The sequence below is a fragment of the Embleya sp. NPDC005971 genome (assembly GCF_040629175.1).
Lineage (GTDB): Bacteria > Actinomycetota > Actinomycetes > Streptomycetales > Streptomycetaceae > Embleya.
Genome location: NZ_JBEXUX010000018.1, coordinates 115,525 through 132,360, shown reverse-complemented (window position 1 = coordinate 132,360; position 16,836 = coordinate 115,525). Strand labels below are relative to the sequence as shown.

15 protein-coding genes and 2 tRNA genes are annotated in these 16,836 nt (G+C 71.1%); 12 read left to right on the top strand and 5 right to left on the bottom strand.

Annotated features, from left to right (window positions below):
- Positions 1-83: 83 nt before the first annotated feature.
- From ABZ374_RS18400 to ABZ374_RS18370, 7 genes are all read left to right on the top strand, one after another.
- On the top strand, positions 84-1,376 hold the full coding sequence (locus tag ABZ374_RS18400; RefSeq protein ID WP_360312144.1) for an adenylosuccinate synthase: 1,293 nt from the start codon (positions 84-86) through the stop codon (positions 1,374-1,376).
- A gap of 118 nt (positions 1,377-1,494) precedes the next feature.
- Positions 1,495-2,847 (top strand): aspartate aminotransferase family protein, encoded by a 1,353-nt coding sequence (locus tag ABZ374_RS18395; RefSeq protein ID WP_360312142.1) that lies wholly within the window; start codon positions 1,495-1,497, stop codon positions 2,845-2,847.
- A gap of 245 nt (positions 2,848-3,092) precedes the next feature.
- Positions 3,093-3,812, top strand: coding sequence for a GntR family transcriptional regulator (locus tag ABZ374_RS18390; RefSeq protein ID WP_360312140.1), 720 nt, complete (start codon positions 3,093-3,095; stop codon positions 3,810-3,812).
- A 74-nt stretch (positions 3,813-3,886) separates the two neighbouring features.
- A complete protein-coding gene (locus ABZ374_RS18385) occupies positions 3,887-4,489 on the top strand; it encodes a hypothetical protein (protein WP_355545100.1) in 603 nt (200 codons plus the stop codon).
- A gap of 37 nt (positions 4,490-4,526) precedes the next feature.
- On the top strand, positions 4,527-5,807 hold the full coding sequence (purD, locus tag ABZ374_RS18380; protein ID WP_360312137.1) for a phosphoribosylamine--glycine ligase: 1,281 nt from the start codon (positions 4,527-4,529) through the stop codon (positions 5,805-5,807).
- 192 nt (positions 5,808-5,999) lie between these two features.
- Positions 6,000-7,376 carry a hypothetical protein gene (locus tag ABZ374_RS18375; protein ID WP_360312135.1) on the top strand — a complete coding sequence of 459 codons (1,377 nt, stop codon included), beginning with the start codon at positions 6,000-6,002 and terminating at the stop codon, positions 7,374-7,376.
- A gap of 126 nt (positions 7,377-7,502) precedes the next feature.
- Positions 7,503-8,405 (top strand): phosphoribosylaminoimidazolesuccinocarboxamide synthase, encoded by a 903-nt coding sequence (locus ABZ374_RS18370; protein WP_360312133.1) that lies wholly within the window; start codon positions 7,503-7,505, stop codon positions 8,403-8,405.
- A gap of 128 nt (positions 8,406-8,533) precedes the next feature.
- On the opposite strand, the gene ABZ374_RS18365 is transcribed toward ABZ374_RS18370, so the two are convergent.
- From ABZ374_RS18365 to ABZ374_RS18355, 3 genes are all read right to left on the bottom strand, one after another.
- Positions 8,534-8,609: transfer RNA gene (locus ABZ374_RS18365), tRNA-Gly, on the bottom strand.
- A gap of 92 nt (positions 8,610-8,701) precedes the next feature.
- Positions 8,702-8,773: transfer RNA gene (locus tag ABZ374_RS18360), tRNA-Gly, on the bottom strand.
- A gap of 173 nt (positions 8,774-8,946) precedes the next feature.
- Entirely contained in the window at positions 8,947-9,273 is a 327-nt protein-coding gene (locus ABZ374_RS18355; RefSeq protein WP_360312131.1) for an Lsr2 family protein, read from the bottom strand.
- 497 nt (positions 9,274-9,770) lie between these two features.
- Between ABZ374_RS18355 and purS the strand changes: the two genes are divergently transcribed.
- Genes purS through purL form a run of 3 tightly spaced genes read left to right on the top strand, consistent with a single transcriptional unit; the run spans position 9,771 to position 12,948 of the window.
- Positions 9,771-10,025, top strand: a complete 255-nt coding sequence (gene purS, locus ABZ374_RS18350) for a phosphoribosylformylglycinamidine synthase subunit PurS (protein ID WP_360312129.1) — start codon at positions 9,771-9,773, stop codon at positions 10,023-10,025.
- A complete protein-coding gene (purQ, locus tag ABZ374_RS18345) occupies positions 10,022-10,699 on the top strand; it encodes a phosphoribosylformylglycinamidine synthase subunit PurQ (protein WP_360312127.1) in 678 nt (225 codons plus the stop codon). The genes purS and purQ overlap by 4 nt, the downstream gene beginning before the upstream one ends.
- Positions 10,699-12,948: a phosphoribosylformylglycinamidine synthase subunit PurL gene (gene purL / locus ABZ374_RS18340; RefSeq protein WP_360312125.1), complete on the top strand. Its 2,250-nt coding sequence runs from the start codon at positions 10,699-10,701 to the stop codon at positions 12,946-12,948. The genes purQ and purL overlap by 1 nt, the downstream gene beginning before the upstream one ends.
- A 77-nt stretch (positions 12,949-13,025) precedes the next feature.
- Here purL and ABZ374_RS18335 read toward each other — a convergent pair whose 3' ends face one another.
- Together ABZ374_RS18335 and ABZ374_RS18330 are read right to left on the bottom strand one after the other, a co-directional pair.
- Complete coding sequence (locus tag ABZ374_RS18335) at positions 13,026-13,901, bottom strand: hypothetical protein (protein WP_360312123.1); 876 nt, start codon at positions 13,899-13,901, stop codon at positions 13,026-13,028.
- The gene (locus ABZ374_RS18330) at positions 13,886-14,236 is read right to left on the bottom strand and encodes a hypothetical protein (RefSeq protein WP_360312121.1); all 351 of its coding nucleotides are present in this window, start codon (positions 14,234-14,236) and stop codon (positions 13,886-13,888) included. The genes ABZ374_RS18335 and ABZ374_RS18330 overlap by 16 nt, the downstream gene beginning before the upstream one ends.
- 105 nt (positions 14,237-14,341) lie before the next feature.
- On the opposite strand from ABZ374_RS18330, the gene ABZ374_RS18325 reads away from it, so the two are divergent.
- The gene (locus ABZ374_RS18325; RefSeq protein WP_360312119.1) at positions 14,342-15,130 is read left to right on the top strand and encodes a sterol carrier family protein; all 789 of its coding nucleotides are present in this window, start codon (positions 14,342-14,344) and stop codon (positions 15,128-15,130) included.
- Between the two features lie 37 nt (positions 15,131-15,167).
- The gene (gene purF, locus ABZ374_RS18320) at positions 15,168-16,724 is read left to right on the top strand and encodes an amidophosphoribosyltransferase (protein ID WP_360312117.1); all 1,557 of its coding nucleotides are present in this window, start codon (positions 15,168-15,170) and stop codon (positions 16,722-16,724) included.
- Positions 16,725-16,836 lie beyond the last annotated feature (112 nt).

Below are 16,836 nucleotides of genomic sequence, written 5' to 3'. Positions count from 1 at the left end.
TTGCCGCGCACCGCGTCAAGGGGCTTGGACCGTCCGGGGCTCCCGTTGTCAAACATGCCCCGCCTGGAAGGGGTGTACGCCTCATGCCCGCACTCGTACTCGTCGGCGCCCAATGGGGAGACGAGGGCAAGGGGAAGGCTACCGACCTGCTCGGCGGATCCGTCGACTACGTGGTCCGGTACCAGGGCGGCAACAATGCCGGCCATACCGTTGTCATCGGCGATCAGAAGTACGCCCTCCACCTGCTGCCCTCCGGCATCCTCACGCCCGAGTGCACGCCCGTCATCGGCAACGGTGTCGTGGTCGACCCGGGGGTGCTGCTGCACGAGATCAGCACCCTGGTCGAACGCGGCATCGACACCTCCAAGTTGATCATCTCGGGCAACGCGCACCTGATCACGCCGTACCACCGCACCCTCGACAAGGTGACGGAACGGTTCCTCGGCAAGCGCAGGATCGGCACCACCGGGCGCGGCATCGGCCCGGCCTACGCCGACAAGATCAACCGGGTCGGGATCCGCGTCCAGGACCTGTTCGACGTCGGCATCCTGACCCAGAAGGTCGAGAGCGCGCTGTCGGACAAGAACCAGATGCTGGTCAAGATGTACAACCGCCGCGAGCTGCGGGTCGAGGAGGTGGTCGAGGAATACCTCGGCTACGCCGAGCAGCTCAAGCCGTACGTCGCCGACACCACGCTGGTCCTGAACCAGGCCCTGGACCAGGGCAAGGTCGTCCTGCTCGAAGGTGGCCAGGGCACGCTGCTGGACGTGGACCACGGCACGTATCCGTTCGTCACGTCCTCCAACCCGACCGCGGGCGGCGCGTGCGCCGGATCCGGCATCGGCCCGACCAAGATCACCGGCGTGATCGGCATCCTCAAGGCGTACACCACGCGCGTGGGGGCCGGCCCGTTCCCGACCGAGCTCTTCGACGAGGACGGCGAGGCGCTGCGCCGGATCGGCCACGAGCGCGGGGTGACCACCGGTCGCGACCGGCGCTGCGGCTGGTTCGACGCGGTCATCGCGCGCTACGCGACCCGGGTCAACGGGCTGACCGACTTCTTCCTGACCAAGCTGGACGTGCTGACCGGCTGGGAGGAGATCCCGGTCTGCGTCGCGTACGACATCGACGGCGTACGGCACGACGAACTGCCGATGTCGCAGACCGACTTCCACCACGCGAAGCCGATCTACGAGAAGCTCCCCGGCTGGACCGAGGACATCACCGGCGCGCAGACGTTCGACGATCTGCCGAAGAACGCGCAGGCGTACGTCCGGGCCCTGGAGGACATGTCCGGCGCCCCGATCTCGGCGATCGGCGTCGGCCCCGGCCGCACGCAGACCATCGAGATCAACAGCCTGCTCCGCGGCAAGTAGCGGGCGGGCGGAGACGGCGAAACCCCCCGGGCCCCGGCCGACACACTGTCGGCCGGGGCCCGTGATCGTTGACAACCTGACGCTTCGAGCGGCGTTTGTCCGGCCGTAGGGTGACCGCATGAGCACTCTGGACCTGGCGGCCGGGCAGGCCGTCTACGACGCCGACCGCGCCCATGTCTTCCACTCCTGGTCCGCACAGGGGCTCATCAGCCCGCTGGCGGTCGCGGGCGCCGAAGGTTCCTACTTCTGGGACTACGACGGCAACCGATACCTGGACTTCGCGTCCCAACTGGTCAACACCAACATCGGTCACCAGCACCCCAAGGTCGTCGCCGCGATCAAGGCCCAGGCCGACAAGCTGTGCATGATCCAGCCGGCCTTCGCCAACGACGCCCGCAGCGAGGCCGCCCGGCTGATCACCGAGCTGGCCCCCGGCGACCTCGACCGGGTCTTCTTCACCAACGGCGGCGCCGAGGCGAACGAGAACGCGATCCGGATGGCGCGCCTGCACACCGGTCGGCACAAGGTGCTCTCCACCTACCGCTCGTACCACGGCGCCACCGCCAACGCGATCGCGCTGACCGGCGACCCGCGTCGCTGGCCGAACGAGACCGGCGTGTCCGGCATCGTGCACTTCTGGGGCCCGTACGCCTACCGCTCCGCGTTCCACGCGGACGGCGAGGCGCAGGAGTGCGAGCGCGCGCTGGCGCACCTGGAGAACACCATCGTCTTCGAGGGCGCCCAGACCATCGCCGCGATCGTGCTGGAGACCGTGGTCGGCACCGCCGGCATCCTGGTGCCGCCGGCCGGCTACCTCGCCGGGGTCCGGGCGCTGTGCGACAAGTACGGGATCATCTTCATCGCCGACGAGGTGATGGCCGGCTTCGGCCGCACCGGCGCGTGGTTCGCGGTGGACAACTGGGGCGTCACGCCGGACCTGATCACCTTCGCCAAGGGCGTCAACTCCGGATACGTCCCGCTCGGCGGCGTGATCATCTCGGACCGCATCTTCGAGACCTTCCGCGAGCGCCCCTTCCCCGGCGGCCTGACCTACTCCGGTCACCCGCTCGCGTGCGCCGCCGCCGTCGCGACGATCACCGCGATGCGCGAGGAGAAGATCGTCGAGAACGCCAAGTGGCTCGGCGAGAGCGTGATCGGCCCCGAACTGCGCGCGATGGCCCAACGGCACGCGAGCATCGGCGAGGTCCGCGGTCTCGGTGTGTTCTGGGCGATCGAGCTGGTCAAGAACAAGGAGACCCGCGAGCCGCTGGTCGCCTACAACGCCGCCGGCCCGGCCGCGCAGCCGATGAACGAGTTCACCGCGGCCTGCAAGGCGCGCGGCCTGTGGCCGTTCGTCAACATGAACCGCACCCACGTGGTGCCGCCGTGCACGAGCACCGAGGCCGAGGTCAAGGAGGGCCTGGCCATCCTGGACGAGGCACTGACCGTCGCGGACGCGTTCTGCGAGTAGGCACCCGCCGACCGCCTGCGCGAACGAGCCGTACCCGCACCCCGACCGGTGCGGGTACGGCTCTTTTCGGCATGCGGGGCCCGCTGTTACATGATCCTTACGTGCAACTCCCGACGTTGCGGGCGAAATCGGATGGGCACGTTGCTCCCCAAATCGGATATCCGTTCATATGATCGACGCGATCGACTTGATCGCACGGATGCCCGTCGGCGCGACGGCGTCGACGGCCGGCGGGAAGAGACCGCGTGCAGTCGGCACAGGGCAGTGTTTTAGACGGCGGCCTGCTTCTCGGCGCCGATCCGATCGGCGCGAGCGCCCCGTTGCGGCGGATCAGCCTGCGCCAGGAGATCGCCGAGGTGCTCAGCGACGACCTGGTGACCGGGCGGCTTCCGGCCGGTACCTCGCTCACCGTCAACGAGACCGCACAACGCTTCGGCGTCTCGGCAACCCCCGTACGGGAATCGCTGATCCAACTGGCCGCGCAGGGGCTGCTGCTCGGCGGCCACCACCGAGGCTTCCAGGTGTGCACCTTCACCTGGACCGACTTCGCCGAGATCGTCGAGTCGCGTCGACTGCTCGGCGTGCCGCTGATCGGCCGGGTCGCGCGCACCGCGCCGGAGGAGGCGATGCCCACGCTGCGCGCGCTCGGCGATCGACTCGACGCCGCGCGCTGGAACGGCGACGTGTCCGAGGTGGCCCTGCTCGATCGCCGTTTCTTCGGCGAACTCGGGCGCTGGAGCGGCAATCGCCGACTCGCGGACGTGCTCGCCGTGCTGCGGGTCCAAGCCTGGATGTACATCGTTCCCTACCTGCGCGACGCACCGCCGACCGCGTCCGGCTGGGGCCGCTACCGCGAACTCGCCGACCGGGTCGCGCGGCGCGACGCGGAGGCGGCGATGGCGCTGATGCGCGACTACACCTCGGTCGGTCGCCGGCTCGCCCGCGAACTGGCGGACGCGCGCTGACGATCGCCCTGCCCCAGGACGGTACGGTGGCGCCCTGACCCGCCACCCGCACCGACAAGACCGGGAGCTGCACCGTGGATTGCGACGTCTGGCTCGTTCCGTTGGTGGACGCGCTGTGTCACAACCCGGAGAATCCGTTCCGCGACGAACTGGCCGCCTACGACGCCGCGCTCGTCGGCAACGGCCTGCCGGCGGTGCCGGTGCGCACGTGGCAGCCGGGTACCGCCGAGGTGCGGTTGGCGGGCGCGTTCGACCACGAATCGCTGCACTACCTGCGGCGCGCCTACCTGCTGCACCGCACGGGGTTCCCGGTCACCCCGGTGGAGCAGCTCGGCGAGGACTACGACCGCCTCCTGGAGACCTTCGAGGCCGCCGCCCAGTTCTCCCACCTGGTCTGGCACTACGACCACGCGGGCGCCTACCTGCCGGTCGACTTCCCGCAGCCGCTGATGGACGATCCGCTGCCCGAGGACGGCGGCCCGTTGGGCTCCAGCCTGGGGATGCTGCGCGAGCTGGAGGACCTGGCCCCCTACATCGGCGTGGACCTGCTCGACCCGCCCCGCCCCACGCCCACCTACGACGGCGCGCCGTTCGCCCGCGAGCGCTTCGTGTGGGCGACTTTGTACGCCGCCGCGCAGGAGAGCGTGACGCTGGGCGCGATGGTGGTCTTCGCCTGAGTTCGGTGCTCGTGGCGCACCCCACTAGGCTGCCGGTGTGAAGGTCCTCGTGATTGGCAGCGGTGCCCGTGAGCACGCGCTGTGCCGCTCGCTCTCCCTCGACTCCGCGGTCTCCGCCGTCTACTGCGCGCCCGGCAACGCCGGCATCGCCCAGGTGGCCGAGCTGCGCCAGGTCGACGCCCTCAACGCCGGGGACGTGGCCGACCTCGCGCAGCGGCTCGGCGTCGACCTCGTCGTCGTCGGCCCCGAGGCGCCGCTGGTCGCCGGGGTCGCGGACGCCGTGCGTGCCCGCGGCATCGACTGCTTCGGCCCGTCCGGCACGGCCGCCCGGCTGGAAGGCTCCAAGGCGTTCGCCAAGGAGGTGATGGCCGCGGCCGGCGTGCCCACCGCGCGCAGCTACGTGTGCACCACCCCCGAGGAGGCCGAGCACGCGCTGGACGCGTTCGGGCCGCCGTACGTGGTCAAGGACGACGGCCTCGCCGCCGGCAAGGGCGTCGTGGTCACCGACGACCTCGACGTCGCCCGCGCGCACGCAGCGTCCTGCGACCGGGTGGTGATCGAGGAGTTCCTGGACGGCCCCGAGGTCTCGCTGTTCGTGCTGTGCGACGGCAACGACGTGGTGGCCCTGCAGCCCGCCCAGGATTTCAAGCGGGTCGGCAACGACGACGCCGGTCCCAACACCGGCGGCATGGGCGCCTACACCCCGCTCCCGTGGGCCCCCGAGGGCCTGACCGAGGACCTGGTGCGCACCGTCGCCCAGCCCACCGTGGACGAGATGCGCCGCCGGGGCACCCCGTTCTCGGGCGTGCTGTTCATCGGCCTGGCGCTGACCTCGCGCGGCCCGCGCGTGATCGAGTACAACTGCCGCTTCGGCGACCCGGAGACCCAGGTTGTGCTGGCGAGCCTGGCCACCCCGCTGGCCGGCGTGCTGCACGCGTCCGCCACCGGCCGCCTGGGCGAGCTGGAGCCGCTGCGCTGGCACGAGGGCGCCGCGGTGACCGTCGTGGTGGCCGCGGAGAACTACCCGGCCACCCCGCGTACCGGCGACCCGATCAAGGGCCTGGCCGAGGTGGCCAAGCTCGCGCACACCTACGTCCTGCACGGCGGCACCCGCCGCGGCGAGGGCGACGAGGTGTTGTCCTCCGGCGGCCGGGTGCTCTCGGTGACCGGGACCGGTGCGACCCTGGAACAGGCCCGCGAACGCGCCTACGAGGGTGTCGCGCTGATCGGCCTGCCCGGCTCGCACCATCGCACCGACATCGCCGCCAAGGCGATCCGCGGCGAGATCAGCGTCGCCGGCGGGGTCGCGAACGGCTGAATTCGGCCGTTCGCAGTCCTCACCGGTCGGCTCGAACACACGCAGCCGTCCGGCCCCGGATCTCACTCGCAGGGATGGTGTTCGGCCCGAAGGGGCTGAACACCGGAACTCGTCGCATTATCGTGCGAGCACCGCGGGTCGTGACCGACGACCCGGACGAGTGATCCCCGGATCCAGGATCGGATGGGGGCGATGCGTGTGGGCGAGTCGGCCGAACCACTGGCGCTGGCCGAGGCGCGCGCACGGGCGCGCGCCGTGCTGTGGGTGCGCAACGGCGCCGTTCTGGCCGCGCTCACGGCCGCCGGCCTGCTGCTGTACGGCGCTTCGCGCAGCTACGGCGCAAGCGCCCCGGGAACGCTGCTCGCCGTCTCGGCGGTGGCCCTGGTGACCGTGCTCGCCTGGGTCGCGCTCGACCTCGCGCTGGTGCGCAGGACCGGTGTCCCGGCGATCACGCTGGACCCCGGGGACGCCCCCGAACTGCACACGATGGTGCGCGAACTGGCCGAGGAACTGCGCGTCCCGACGCCCGACGGCATCCGGTTGTGCCCGGAATGTGACAGTTGGCTGGAACCCGATCCCCGACGGGCCCGACGCACCGTGCTGGTGATCGGCGCACCGTTCCTGTGGTGGTTGCGGGTGGGCGAGCTGCGCGCCCTGCTCGCCCCGGTCGTGGCGGGCACCGAGGCATCCGCCGAACCGGCCGTCGCGGGCGCCCGGCGCTGGGTGCGCAGGCTGGACGCCGTCGCCGATGTGCGCCGTCCACCGGGCCCGCTCCCGCTGCGCCCGGCACGCCGCGTCTCCCGCGCGTTCGCCCGCCAACTGCTGGGCCTGTGCCAGGGGCACGCCGAGCTGATGGAACGCGAGATCGCGGTCGGCGCGGCGGCACTGGCCATCCCGCTGGAGCCGGAGCTGCGCGCCGCCGCGCACGAACAGGTCGGCCTGGCCTACGCGGGCTGGGACCGGCTGCTGACCCGGCTCGCGGCCCCCGCCTGGACGATCGGGCGCCGCCCGGACGCGCTGATGGCGGGCGTGGTGTCGGCGCTGACCGAGCTGTCCCGGCGGGACAAACTCGCGGACGCCTTCGGGGCGCGGTTGGCCGAGCGGCCCGCCAGCGACCTGCTCGTCGACCCGGTCGGCATGGACGGCGAGATCTCCCGCCTCGCGGCGGGCATCTTCGCGGACAACCCGACCCCGGACCCGGTCCGCTGGACGGACTACCCGCAGGCGGTCATCGAGCCGGTCTGGCGGGCCCGGGCCGAGGCGTTCGCGGCCCCGGTCGACGACGCGCTGGCGGTGCTGCGCCGGGATCCGGACGAGGGCCGCCGCAAGGCCGCCGAGCACCTGTTCGCGGTGGTCGCCTGCGCGGCCCTGGACACCGGTCGGATGCGCCCGGCGGTGGACTGGCTGGACGGCCCGGTCCTGGTCGACGGGGCGGGCCGGGCGGTCGACCTGGCGACGCTGATCACCCGCGCCGTCGACGAGGGCAACGACGCCCCGCTGCGCACCTGGCTGGCCCGCATCGGCATCCCCACCCGCGAACCGGTCCACCCGGGCGGCTCGGCCGCCTAGGCCGTGTCCGGCACGCCCCCACCCAAGCCCGCGCATACCGGCCTCGACCGGGGCCGTGAAAGACTCGGCTCGCCTCGCCCGGGCGCAGACGCGGCGAGTCCACGACCCGAGAAAGTGCTGGTTTCAGTGAGCGGATTCGTCACCAAGCCCGAGCCGGTCGAGGTTCCCGGCCTGACCCACATCCACACCGGCAAGGTGCGTGATCTGTACACCGACGCCGAGGGCAACCTCGTGATGGTGGCGAGCAACCGGATGTCGGCCTTCGACTGGGTCCTGGACCCGGAGATCCCGGAGAAGGGCCGGATCCTCACCAGCATGTCGCTGTGGTGGTTCGAACTGCTCGCGGATCTGTATCCCAACCACGTGATCTCCACCGAGGTACCGGCCGGCGCCCCCGCCGACTGGGCCGGTCGCGCGCTGGTGTGCCGGCGCCTGGACATGGTGCCGGTCGAGTGCGTCGCGCGCGGCTACCTGGCCGGATCCGGTCTGGCGGAATACCGCGCCGAGCGCACGGTGTGCGGGATCACGCTGCCCGAGGGCCTGACCGACGGCTCCGAACTGCCCGCGCCGATCTTCACCCCGGCCACCAAGGCCGAGGTCGGCGAGCACGACGAGAACGTCTCGTACGAGTACGTCGCCGAGCACCACGGCGCCGAGCTGGCCGACACGCTGCGCCGGGCCACGCTGGCCGTCTACGGCCGGGCCAGGGACATCGCCCGCGAGCGCGGGATCATCCTGGCCGACACCAAGTTCGAGTTCGGCTTCGACCCGCAGGGCCGCCTCGTGCTGGCCGACGAGGTGCTCACGCCCGACTCGTCGCGCTTTTGGCCGGCCGACGAATGGCAGCCCGGGCACGCCCAGCCGTCCTTCGACAAGCAGTACGTGCGCGACTGGCTGGCCTCGCCCGAGTCCGGCTGGGACCGCGCGGCGGACACCCCGCCGCCCGCCCTGCCCGAGGAGGTCGTCCGGCGTACGCACGAGAAGTACGTCGAGGCGTACGAACGGCTGACCGGCCGGCGCTGGGCCTGACCGGCATCCCCGATACCGCCGGACCCATCGGGGTTCGGCGGTATCGCGTGCCGATCCATCCGCATGTCCGCGCGAATGCCCCACGCACAGCAAAAAGGCCGGATCACCCAGGTGATCCGGCCTTCGCATGGAGCGGACGACGAGATTCGAACTCGCGACCCTCACCTTGGCAAGGTGATGCTCTACCAACTGAGCCACGTCCGCACGACTCGGGGTTTCGGCCCCGCGTTGTGTCCCAACCCTACCCGATCCGCAGAGGTGGTTGCCACCAACCTCGGGTTCGGGGGATCGAGCAGAGCAGGCGACAGGAATCGAACACTGCGTCTCCCCCTTGGAAAGGGGGCGCTCTACCACTGAGCTACGCCTGCGTGTGTTCCCCGGTTTCCCGGGTGCAAGAGAACTCTATAGGACCCTCGGAGGTGCCAAGTACGCTCCGAAGTCGGATCGTTACGGATGTCTGGCTTTGTCCGGGAAAGTTCTTTCGCAGCCCCGCCCCCCGTCCCTCCTGTGGCGCGGGACGGGGGTCGGGTGGGCCGCGTCCTCAGTTGGCCGTGTTGGCGGCCTCGAATTCCGCGTAGACGCGGGCCGGGATACGCCCGCGGGCGGGTACGTCCATGCCCCGCGCCCGGGCCCAGGCCCGTACCGCCGCGGGGTCGGAGGTGACGGTCGTCTGCCGGAACGGCTTTCCCGTGCGCGCGGTGCGCCGGGCGACCGCGAGATAAGGCGCCAACGCGCCCCGCATCTGCTGAACGTGCTCTTCCGAAAGGTCGATTTCATACGACTTGCCGTCGAGGCCGAAACGGATGGTTTCCGTGGCCTCGCTTCCGTCGATGTCGTCGTGCAGGCTGACGACTACACGCTGGGCCATGGCGGTGTCCTCTCGGGTGATAGCACCGAGGCGAAAAACAAAACTACATTGCCGAGTCTAAGCGCTAAACGCGAACCGTCGCGGTGTGGTCCGCTCTTCTTCGGTTCGGTAAGCGCTAATTTACCGGTCGGCGATTCGTTTTCACGATACGCGAGATATTCCTCTCGCCGCGCGCGGGCGGGCGTGTCCGTCGCTCGGACGACCCTGGATCCACAGCCTGTGGACAACATTCGGGCGGCCCGGCCGCCCGGGACGACCCGGCGGGGCACATTGCCCGTTTGGAGGCGATTTATTGACATCAAGGCCCGGCGAACCCGCCTGTGGACAACCCCAAAGCTGTGGATAACTTGGCGTTGGGGCGGTCCCCCGGAGGCGGCCGGTACCCTGATACCGCCGATCCATCGGGTGCCGGCGTCGACCGACCCGATCCAGCAGCAGGGTCCGAACCCCCGTATCCCGGATACGGCCCGGCCCGAACCATCACAGTGGGAGTGCCTGTGGCACGCGTCGTCGTCGACGTCATGCTCAAGCCGGAAATCCTCGATCCCCAGGGGCAGGCCGTGCAGCGCGCGCTGCCGGGGCTGGGATTCGACGGAATCACCGACGTCCGCCAAGGCAAGCGTTTCGAACTGGAGCTGGAGGGACCGGTCGACGAGGCCGCCCTCGCCCGCATCCGCGAAGCCGCCGAGTCGTTCCTCGCCAACACCGTGATCGAGGACTTCGTGGTCCGCGTCGAGGAGGAGGGGAAGTGACGGTCCGCGTCGGCGTCGTCACCTTTCCCGGCTCGCTCGACGACCGTGACGCCCTGCGTGCGGTGCGTATCGCCGGTGCCGAGCCGGTCGCGTTGTGGCACAAGGACAAGAACCTCCAGCAGGTCGACGCGGTCGTCCTGCCCGGCGGATTCTCCTACGGTGACTACCTGCGTTGCGGCGCGATCTCGCGCTTCTCGCCGGTGATGGAATCGGTGATCGAGCAGGCGCAGGCCGGCCTTCCGGTATTGGGCATCTGCAACGGTTTCCAAATTCTTTGCGAATCCCACCTGCTGCCGGGTGCGCTCACCCGCAACGATCACCTGCACTTCATCTGCCGTGATCAAAAGTTGCGCATCGAGAACGTGTCCAGCGCATGGACCTCGGACTTCGCGCAGGGGCAGGAGATCACCGTTCCGCTCAAGAACGGTGAAGGCGGTTTCGTCGCCGACGAGCGCACCCTGGACATGTTGGAGGCCGAGGGCCGCGTGATCGCGCGATACCTCGACGTCAACCCGAACGGATCGCGCCGCGACATCGCCGGGATCAGCAACGCCGCCGGGAATGTGGTCGGTTTGATGCCGCACCCCGAGCACGCGGTCGAGCCGCTGACCGGTCCCACGACCGAGGGCCTCCCGTTCTTCACCTCGATCCTGAAGCGCCTGGTGAACGCCTGATGAGCCTGGACACCGTCAAGAACGCGCTCGACCACCCCGAGGTCGAGCAGCCCTTCGCCGAACTCGGCCTCAAGCCGGACGAGTACACCCGCATCCGGGAGATCCTCGGCCGTCGGCCGACCTCGTCCGAGCTGGCGATGTACTCGGTGATGTGGTCCGAGCACTGTTCGTACAAGTCGAGCAAGGTGCACCTGCGCCAGTTCGGCGACAAGATGCCCGAGAACGACGCGATGCTCGTGGGCATCGGCGAGAACGCCGGCGTCGTCGACGTCGGCCAGGGCTACGCCGTGACCTTCAAGGTCGAGTCGCACAACCACCCCTCCTACGTGGAGCCCTACCAGGGCGCCGCGACCGGCATCGGTGGCATCGTGCGCGACATCCTGGCGATGGGTGCCCGTCCGGTCGCGGTGATGGACCCGCTGCGGTTCGGCGCGGCCGAGCATCCCGACACCCGGCGTGTGCTGCCCGGCGTGGTCGCGGGCATCGGCGGCTACGGCAACTGCCTGGGCCTGCCCAACATCGGCGGCGAGGTCGTCTTCGACCCCTGCTACCAGGGCAACCCGCTGGTCAACGCGCTGTGCGTGGGCGTGATGAAGCACGAGGACATCCACCTCGCGCAGGCGTCCGGCGCGGGCAACCTGGTGATCCTGTACGGCGCCCGCACCGGCGGCGACGGGATCGGCGGCGTCTCGGTCCTGGCCTCGGAGACCTTCGAGGCGGACGGCCCGGCCAAGCGCCCGGCGGTCCAGGTCGGCGACCCGTTCCAGGAGAAGCTGCTGATCGAGTGCACCCTGGAGCTGTTCCGCGAGCACCTGGTCGCGGGCATCCAGGACCTCGGCGGCGCGGGCCTGTCCTGCGCCACCTCCGAGCTGGCCTCGGCCGGCTCCGGCGGCATGCGGGTCGAGCTGGACACCGTCCCGCTGCGCGACCACACGCTCTCGCCCGAAGAGATCCTGATGAGCGAGTCGCAGGAGCGCATGTGCGCGGTCGTGGAGCCGGCCCACGTGGCCCGCTTCATGGAGATCTGCGACAAGTGGGACGTGATCGCCACCGTCGTCGGCGAGGTCACCGAGGGCGACCGGCTGGAGATCTACTGGCACGGCGAGCAGATCGTCGACGTGCCGCCGCGCACGGTCGCGCACGAGGGGCCCGTCTACGAGCGTCCGTACGCCCGCCCGCAGTGGCAGGACACGCTCCAGGCGGACGCCGCCGAGCGGCTGCCGCGCCCGGGCACGGCCGAGGAGCTCAAGGCCACCCTGCTGAAGGTCGTCGCGTCGCCGAACCTGGCGGACAAGTCCTGGGTCACCGCCCAGTACGACCGCTACGTGCTCGGCAACACCGTGCTGGCCCAGCCGGAGGACTCCGGCATGGTCCGGATCGACGAGGAGACCGGCCTGGGCGTGGCCCTCGCCACCGACGGCAACGGCCGCTTCTGCAAGCTCGACCCGTACATCGGCGCGCAGCTCGCGCTGGCCGAGGCGTACCGCAACGTGGCCACCACCGGCGCCAAGCCGCTGGCCGTCACCGACTGCCTGAACTTCGGCTCGCCCGAGGACCCGGCGGTGATGTGGCAGTTCGCCGAGACCACCCGCGGTCTCGCGGACGCGTGCCAGATCCTGGGCACGCCGGTGACCGGCGGCAACGTGTCCTTCTACAACCAGACCGGCGAGACGGCGATCCACCCGACACCGGTGGTCGGCGTGCTCGGGGTGATCGACGACGTCGAGCGGCGCACGCCGATCGGCTTCGCCGAGGAGGGGCAGATCATCCTGCTCCTGGGCGACACGCACGAGGAACTCTCCGGCTCGGCCTGGGCCCAGGTGGCCCACGACCACCTCGGCGGCCTGCCGCCGAAGGTCGACCTGGAGCGCGAGCGGCTGCTCGCCGAGATCCTGATCGCGGGCTCGCGGGACGGCATGATCGACGCCGCGCACGACCTCGCCGACGGCGGCCTGGCCCAGGCCCTGGTCGAGGCGTGCCTGGCCGGCGGCCACGGCGCGCGTGTGGTGCTCGCGGAGGACCTGGACCCCACCGTCGCGCTGTTCAGCGAGTCGGCGGGCCGGGCGATCGTCGCGGTGCCGCGGAGCGAGGAACTGCGCTTCGCCGACATGTGCAAGGTGCGCGGCCTGCCGTGCGCCCGGATCGGCGTGGTCGACGGTGACACGCTCGACTTCCAGGGCCACTTCACGGTGGCGCTGGATGAGGTGCGCGCCGCCCACGAGGGAACCCTGAAGAACCTGTTCGGCTGAGCCGAGCACCCCCGGGAGGCCCGTGCGACGTGCCCTACGCACACCGCACGGGCCTCCCGGGTTTCCCGAATCGGGCGCTACCGCCCCAACCGATAGGGGCGGAACGTGCCGTGCCCCGGCCAGTACGGGTAGGGGACGGTGCCGTAGTGCGCGCCCTTGGCACCGCTCTCTTCGTACGCGTGGTAGGTCGTGTGCGCCGCGTCGGCCCACCCGGCGAAGATCAGCGTGTGTCCGGCCGCCCCGGGCGCGGTGTTCAGCAGGATGTCGCCCGGCTGTAGGTCGTCCCGGCCGATCGGGTGCGACACCTCCGGCAGGGTCACCGTGGTCAGTCCCGGCGGCGGCAGGCCCCAGGCCATCGAGACCAGTCCCGAGCAGTCCGTGCGGTAGCCGTCGTGCAGCCCGCTCATGCTGTAACCCAGGCGCAGGTCGGCCCATCCTTTCGCGCGGGCCACGATCGCCTCCCCACTCGACGCCGCCGCCGAGCCCGGTGTGACCGAGGCGACCGGCGCGAGCCGGGTGATCCCCGCACCGCGGCCGATCGGCCGGACCGTGACCGGCCCGTCGTAGACCTCGGGCAGCGTGAACGGCGGTTCGGCGACCCGGACCGAGGCGGCGGCCGGCGGCGGGGGAGCCGGGCCGGCCGGGACCAGGTCCAGCAACCGGGTCGCCGCGGCCGTGTCCACCTCGGTGTACGCCCGCGCGTTCTCCGCCAAGCGATCGGCCAGATCCACCCCGGTGCGTTCGGCCCGATCCAACGTCTCCACCGCCTCGCGCAGCCGGGCGCGCACCGCCTCGAAGGTCTGCGGCGCCAGCGGCCGACTCGCCGCCACGTCGACCGCCGCGACGCGCTCGCGCAGCGCCCACACCTCCCCGGAGACCGCGCGCAGTCGCCCCGCGAGCGCCACCAGCGCGCCCGGTACGGCGGCGAACCCGCCGCTCATCGCGGCGCCCATCGCTCGTCCAACCAGGCCGCGCTGCCGCCGGCCGGAAAGTGCTCGTGCGCACCCGGCCCGGCCGCCTCCCGGGCGGCCCGCTCGTTGGCCGCGATCCGAGCGAGCGCGGCCCGCATCGCCCCCGCGTGCGCCCGCAGCGCCTCGACCACCGCGAGCACGGCCGGCTCGGTCGCCGCACACTCCCGCCGCCAGCTCTGCGCGCGCACCGCGAAGGCGTCCGCCGCGCCGCCGTGCCAGTCGGCCGCGACGACCGGCCCGGGTCGCACCCGCTCGGTGGCCGTCGCCAACTCGGCCGCGATCGTGTCGACCCGGTCGGGATCCCCGTAATTGCTCATGCGCCCAGCGTCACCGATTCGGCGCCGGGTCGGGCGAGCACCCGCCGAATCTGTGCAGAAACGAATCGCCTACTCGCTCTCGGCCGCGCGCTCTAACCTGCACCCATGACCAGCCGCCCCGCCGCCCCCCGCCCCCGCAAGGTCGACCCGATCAAGGTGCGTGCCGCCCTGATCGCCCAGTGGCGGGCGATCGTGGACGTCACGGCCCGGCTGACCCCCGCCCAACTCGCCGCTCCCTCCGACCTGACCGGCTGGTCCACCGCCAACCTGGTCGGCCACCTGGCCGCGAGCATCCAGGCGGTGCCGCGCTGGCTCGCCGAGCCGGTCCCGAACGGCCCGGTGATCACCGTCGAGCAGTGGGCGAACGGCACCTCCGCGTACGCCGCGGTGATCTCCTCCCTCGCCGACGAGATGGCGGAGGCCGGCCACACCCCCGCCGACTACGCGGACGCCGCGATCGCCGCCCTCGACGGCGTCCCGGACACCCGGGTCACCATCACCCGGATCGGCCCGATGCGCGTCGCCGACATGCTCGTCACCCGCCTGGTCGAGGGTGTCGTGCACGCCGACGACCTCGAACGCGCCCTCGGCGAGCCGTTCCCGCACGACCGGCACGCACTGGGCACCGTGGTCCGGGCGCTGGCCGACGCGTTGGCGACCCGGGTGCCCGGCCACTCGGTCGAGGTCCGCGTCCCGCCGTTCGCCGTAGTGCAGTGCGTCACAGGCCCCCGGCACACTCGGGGCGTTCCGCCCAACGTGGTCGAGACCGACCCAAGGACCTGGATCCGCCTCGCCACCGGCCGCCTGACCTGGGCGGACGCGATCGAGGACGGTCGGGTGCTGGCCAGTGGCGAACGCAGCGACTTGTCCGGATACCTGCCACTGATGGGGTGATCCGCGATCGATCCGGCCCTGTCGTAGACTCGATCACGTGCCACGTGGCGATGGACGACTCAACCACGATCTCTTCCCCGGCGAGAAGGGCCCGCAGGATGCCTGCGGCGTCTTCGGCGTTTGGGCCCCCGGCGAAGAGGTCGCAAAACTCACCTACTTCGGTCTCTACGCATTGCAGCACCGCGGAACGGAATCCGCCGGCATAGCTGTGAGCAACGGATCCCAGATCCTGGTCTTCAAGGACATGGGCCTGGTTTCCCAGGTCTTCGACGAAACCACCCTGGGCTCGCTCCGCGGGCACATGGCCGTCGGCCATGCCCGCTACTCGACCACCGGTTCGTCGGTCTGGGAGAACGCCCAGCCGACCTTCCGGGCAACCGCGACCGGCAGCATCGCGCTCGGCCACAACGGAAACCTCACCAACACGGGTGAGCTGTCCCGTCTGGTCGCCGAGCAGGGCCCCGATCGCGGCGAACTGAAATACCCGTACCAGGGCCGGATCGAGGCCAGCAGCGACACCGATCTGCTGACCTCGCTCCTGGCCGGCAGCCCGGACCTGTCCCTGGAACAGACCGCGATGCAGGTGTTGCCCGAGGTCAAGGGCGCCTTCTCGCTGGTCTTCATGGACGAGACCACGCTCTACGCCGCGCGCGATCCCCAGGGCATCCGGCCCCTCGTGCTCGGTCGACTGGAGCGCGGCTGGGTGGTCGCCAGCGAGACCGCGGCCCTGGACATCGTCGGAGCCTCGTTCATCCGCGAGATCGAGCCGGGCGAGCTGATCGCCGTCGACGAGCACGGCCTGCGCACCCGACGCTTCGCCGAGGCCAAGCCCAAGGGCTGCGTCTTCGAGTACGTCTACCTGGCCCGCCCGGACACCACGATCGCCGGCCGCGGCGTCTACGCGTCCCGGGTCGAGATGGGCCGCCGACTGGCCCAGGAGTACCCGGTCGACGCCGACCTGGTCATGCCGACCCCGGAATCGGGCACCCCGGCCGCGATCGGCTACGCCGAGCAGTCCGGCATCCCGTACGGAAACGGCCTGGTCAAGAACTCCTACGTGGGCCGGACCTTCATCCAGCCCAGCCAGACCATCCGGCAACTCGGCATCCGGCTCAAGCTCAACCCGCTGCGCGAGGTCATCCAGGGCAAGCGACTGGTCGTCGTCGACGACTCGATCGTGCGCGGCAACACCCAGCGTGCCCTGGTGCGGATGTTGCGCGAGGCCGGCGCGGCCGAGGTGCACGTGCGGATCTCCTCGCCGCCGGTGAAGTGGCCGTGCTTCTTCGGCATCGACTTCGCCACCCGGGCCGAGCTGATCGCCAACGGTCTCTCGGTCGACGAGATCGCCAAGTCCCTCGGGGCCGACTCGCTCGCCTACATCTCGCTCGACGCGATGGTCGAGGCCACCACCATCCCCAAGGACCGGCTGTGCCGGGCCTGCTTCGACGGCGAATACCCGATCGAACTGCCCGACCCCGAGCGGCTGGGCAAGCACCTCCTCGAAGGCATCGAGCAGACCGTCCGCACCGACGTGGACGGCGTGCAGGCCCTCCTCGGCGGCGGCGGGGCCGAGGACGCGCTCCGCCGTCCCTGATCAGCCGAGTCCCCGAGTTCTCTTCTTCGGATCGCCGCGTCGCGTTCCCCCATGCGGGGGCGCGGAGCGGTGGCCGAGGAGATCCACCGACCCGACCCGAAAGGGCCGCCGC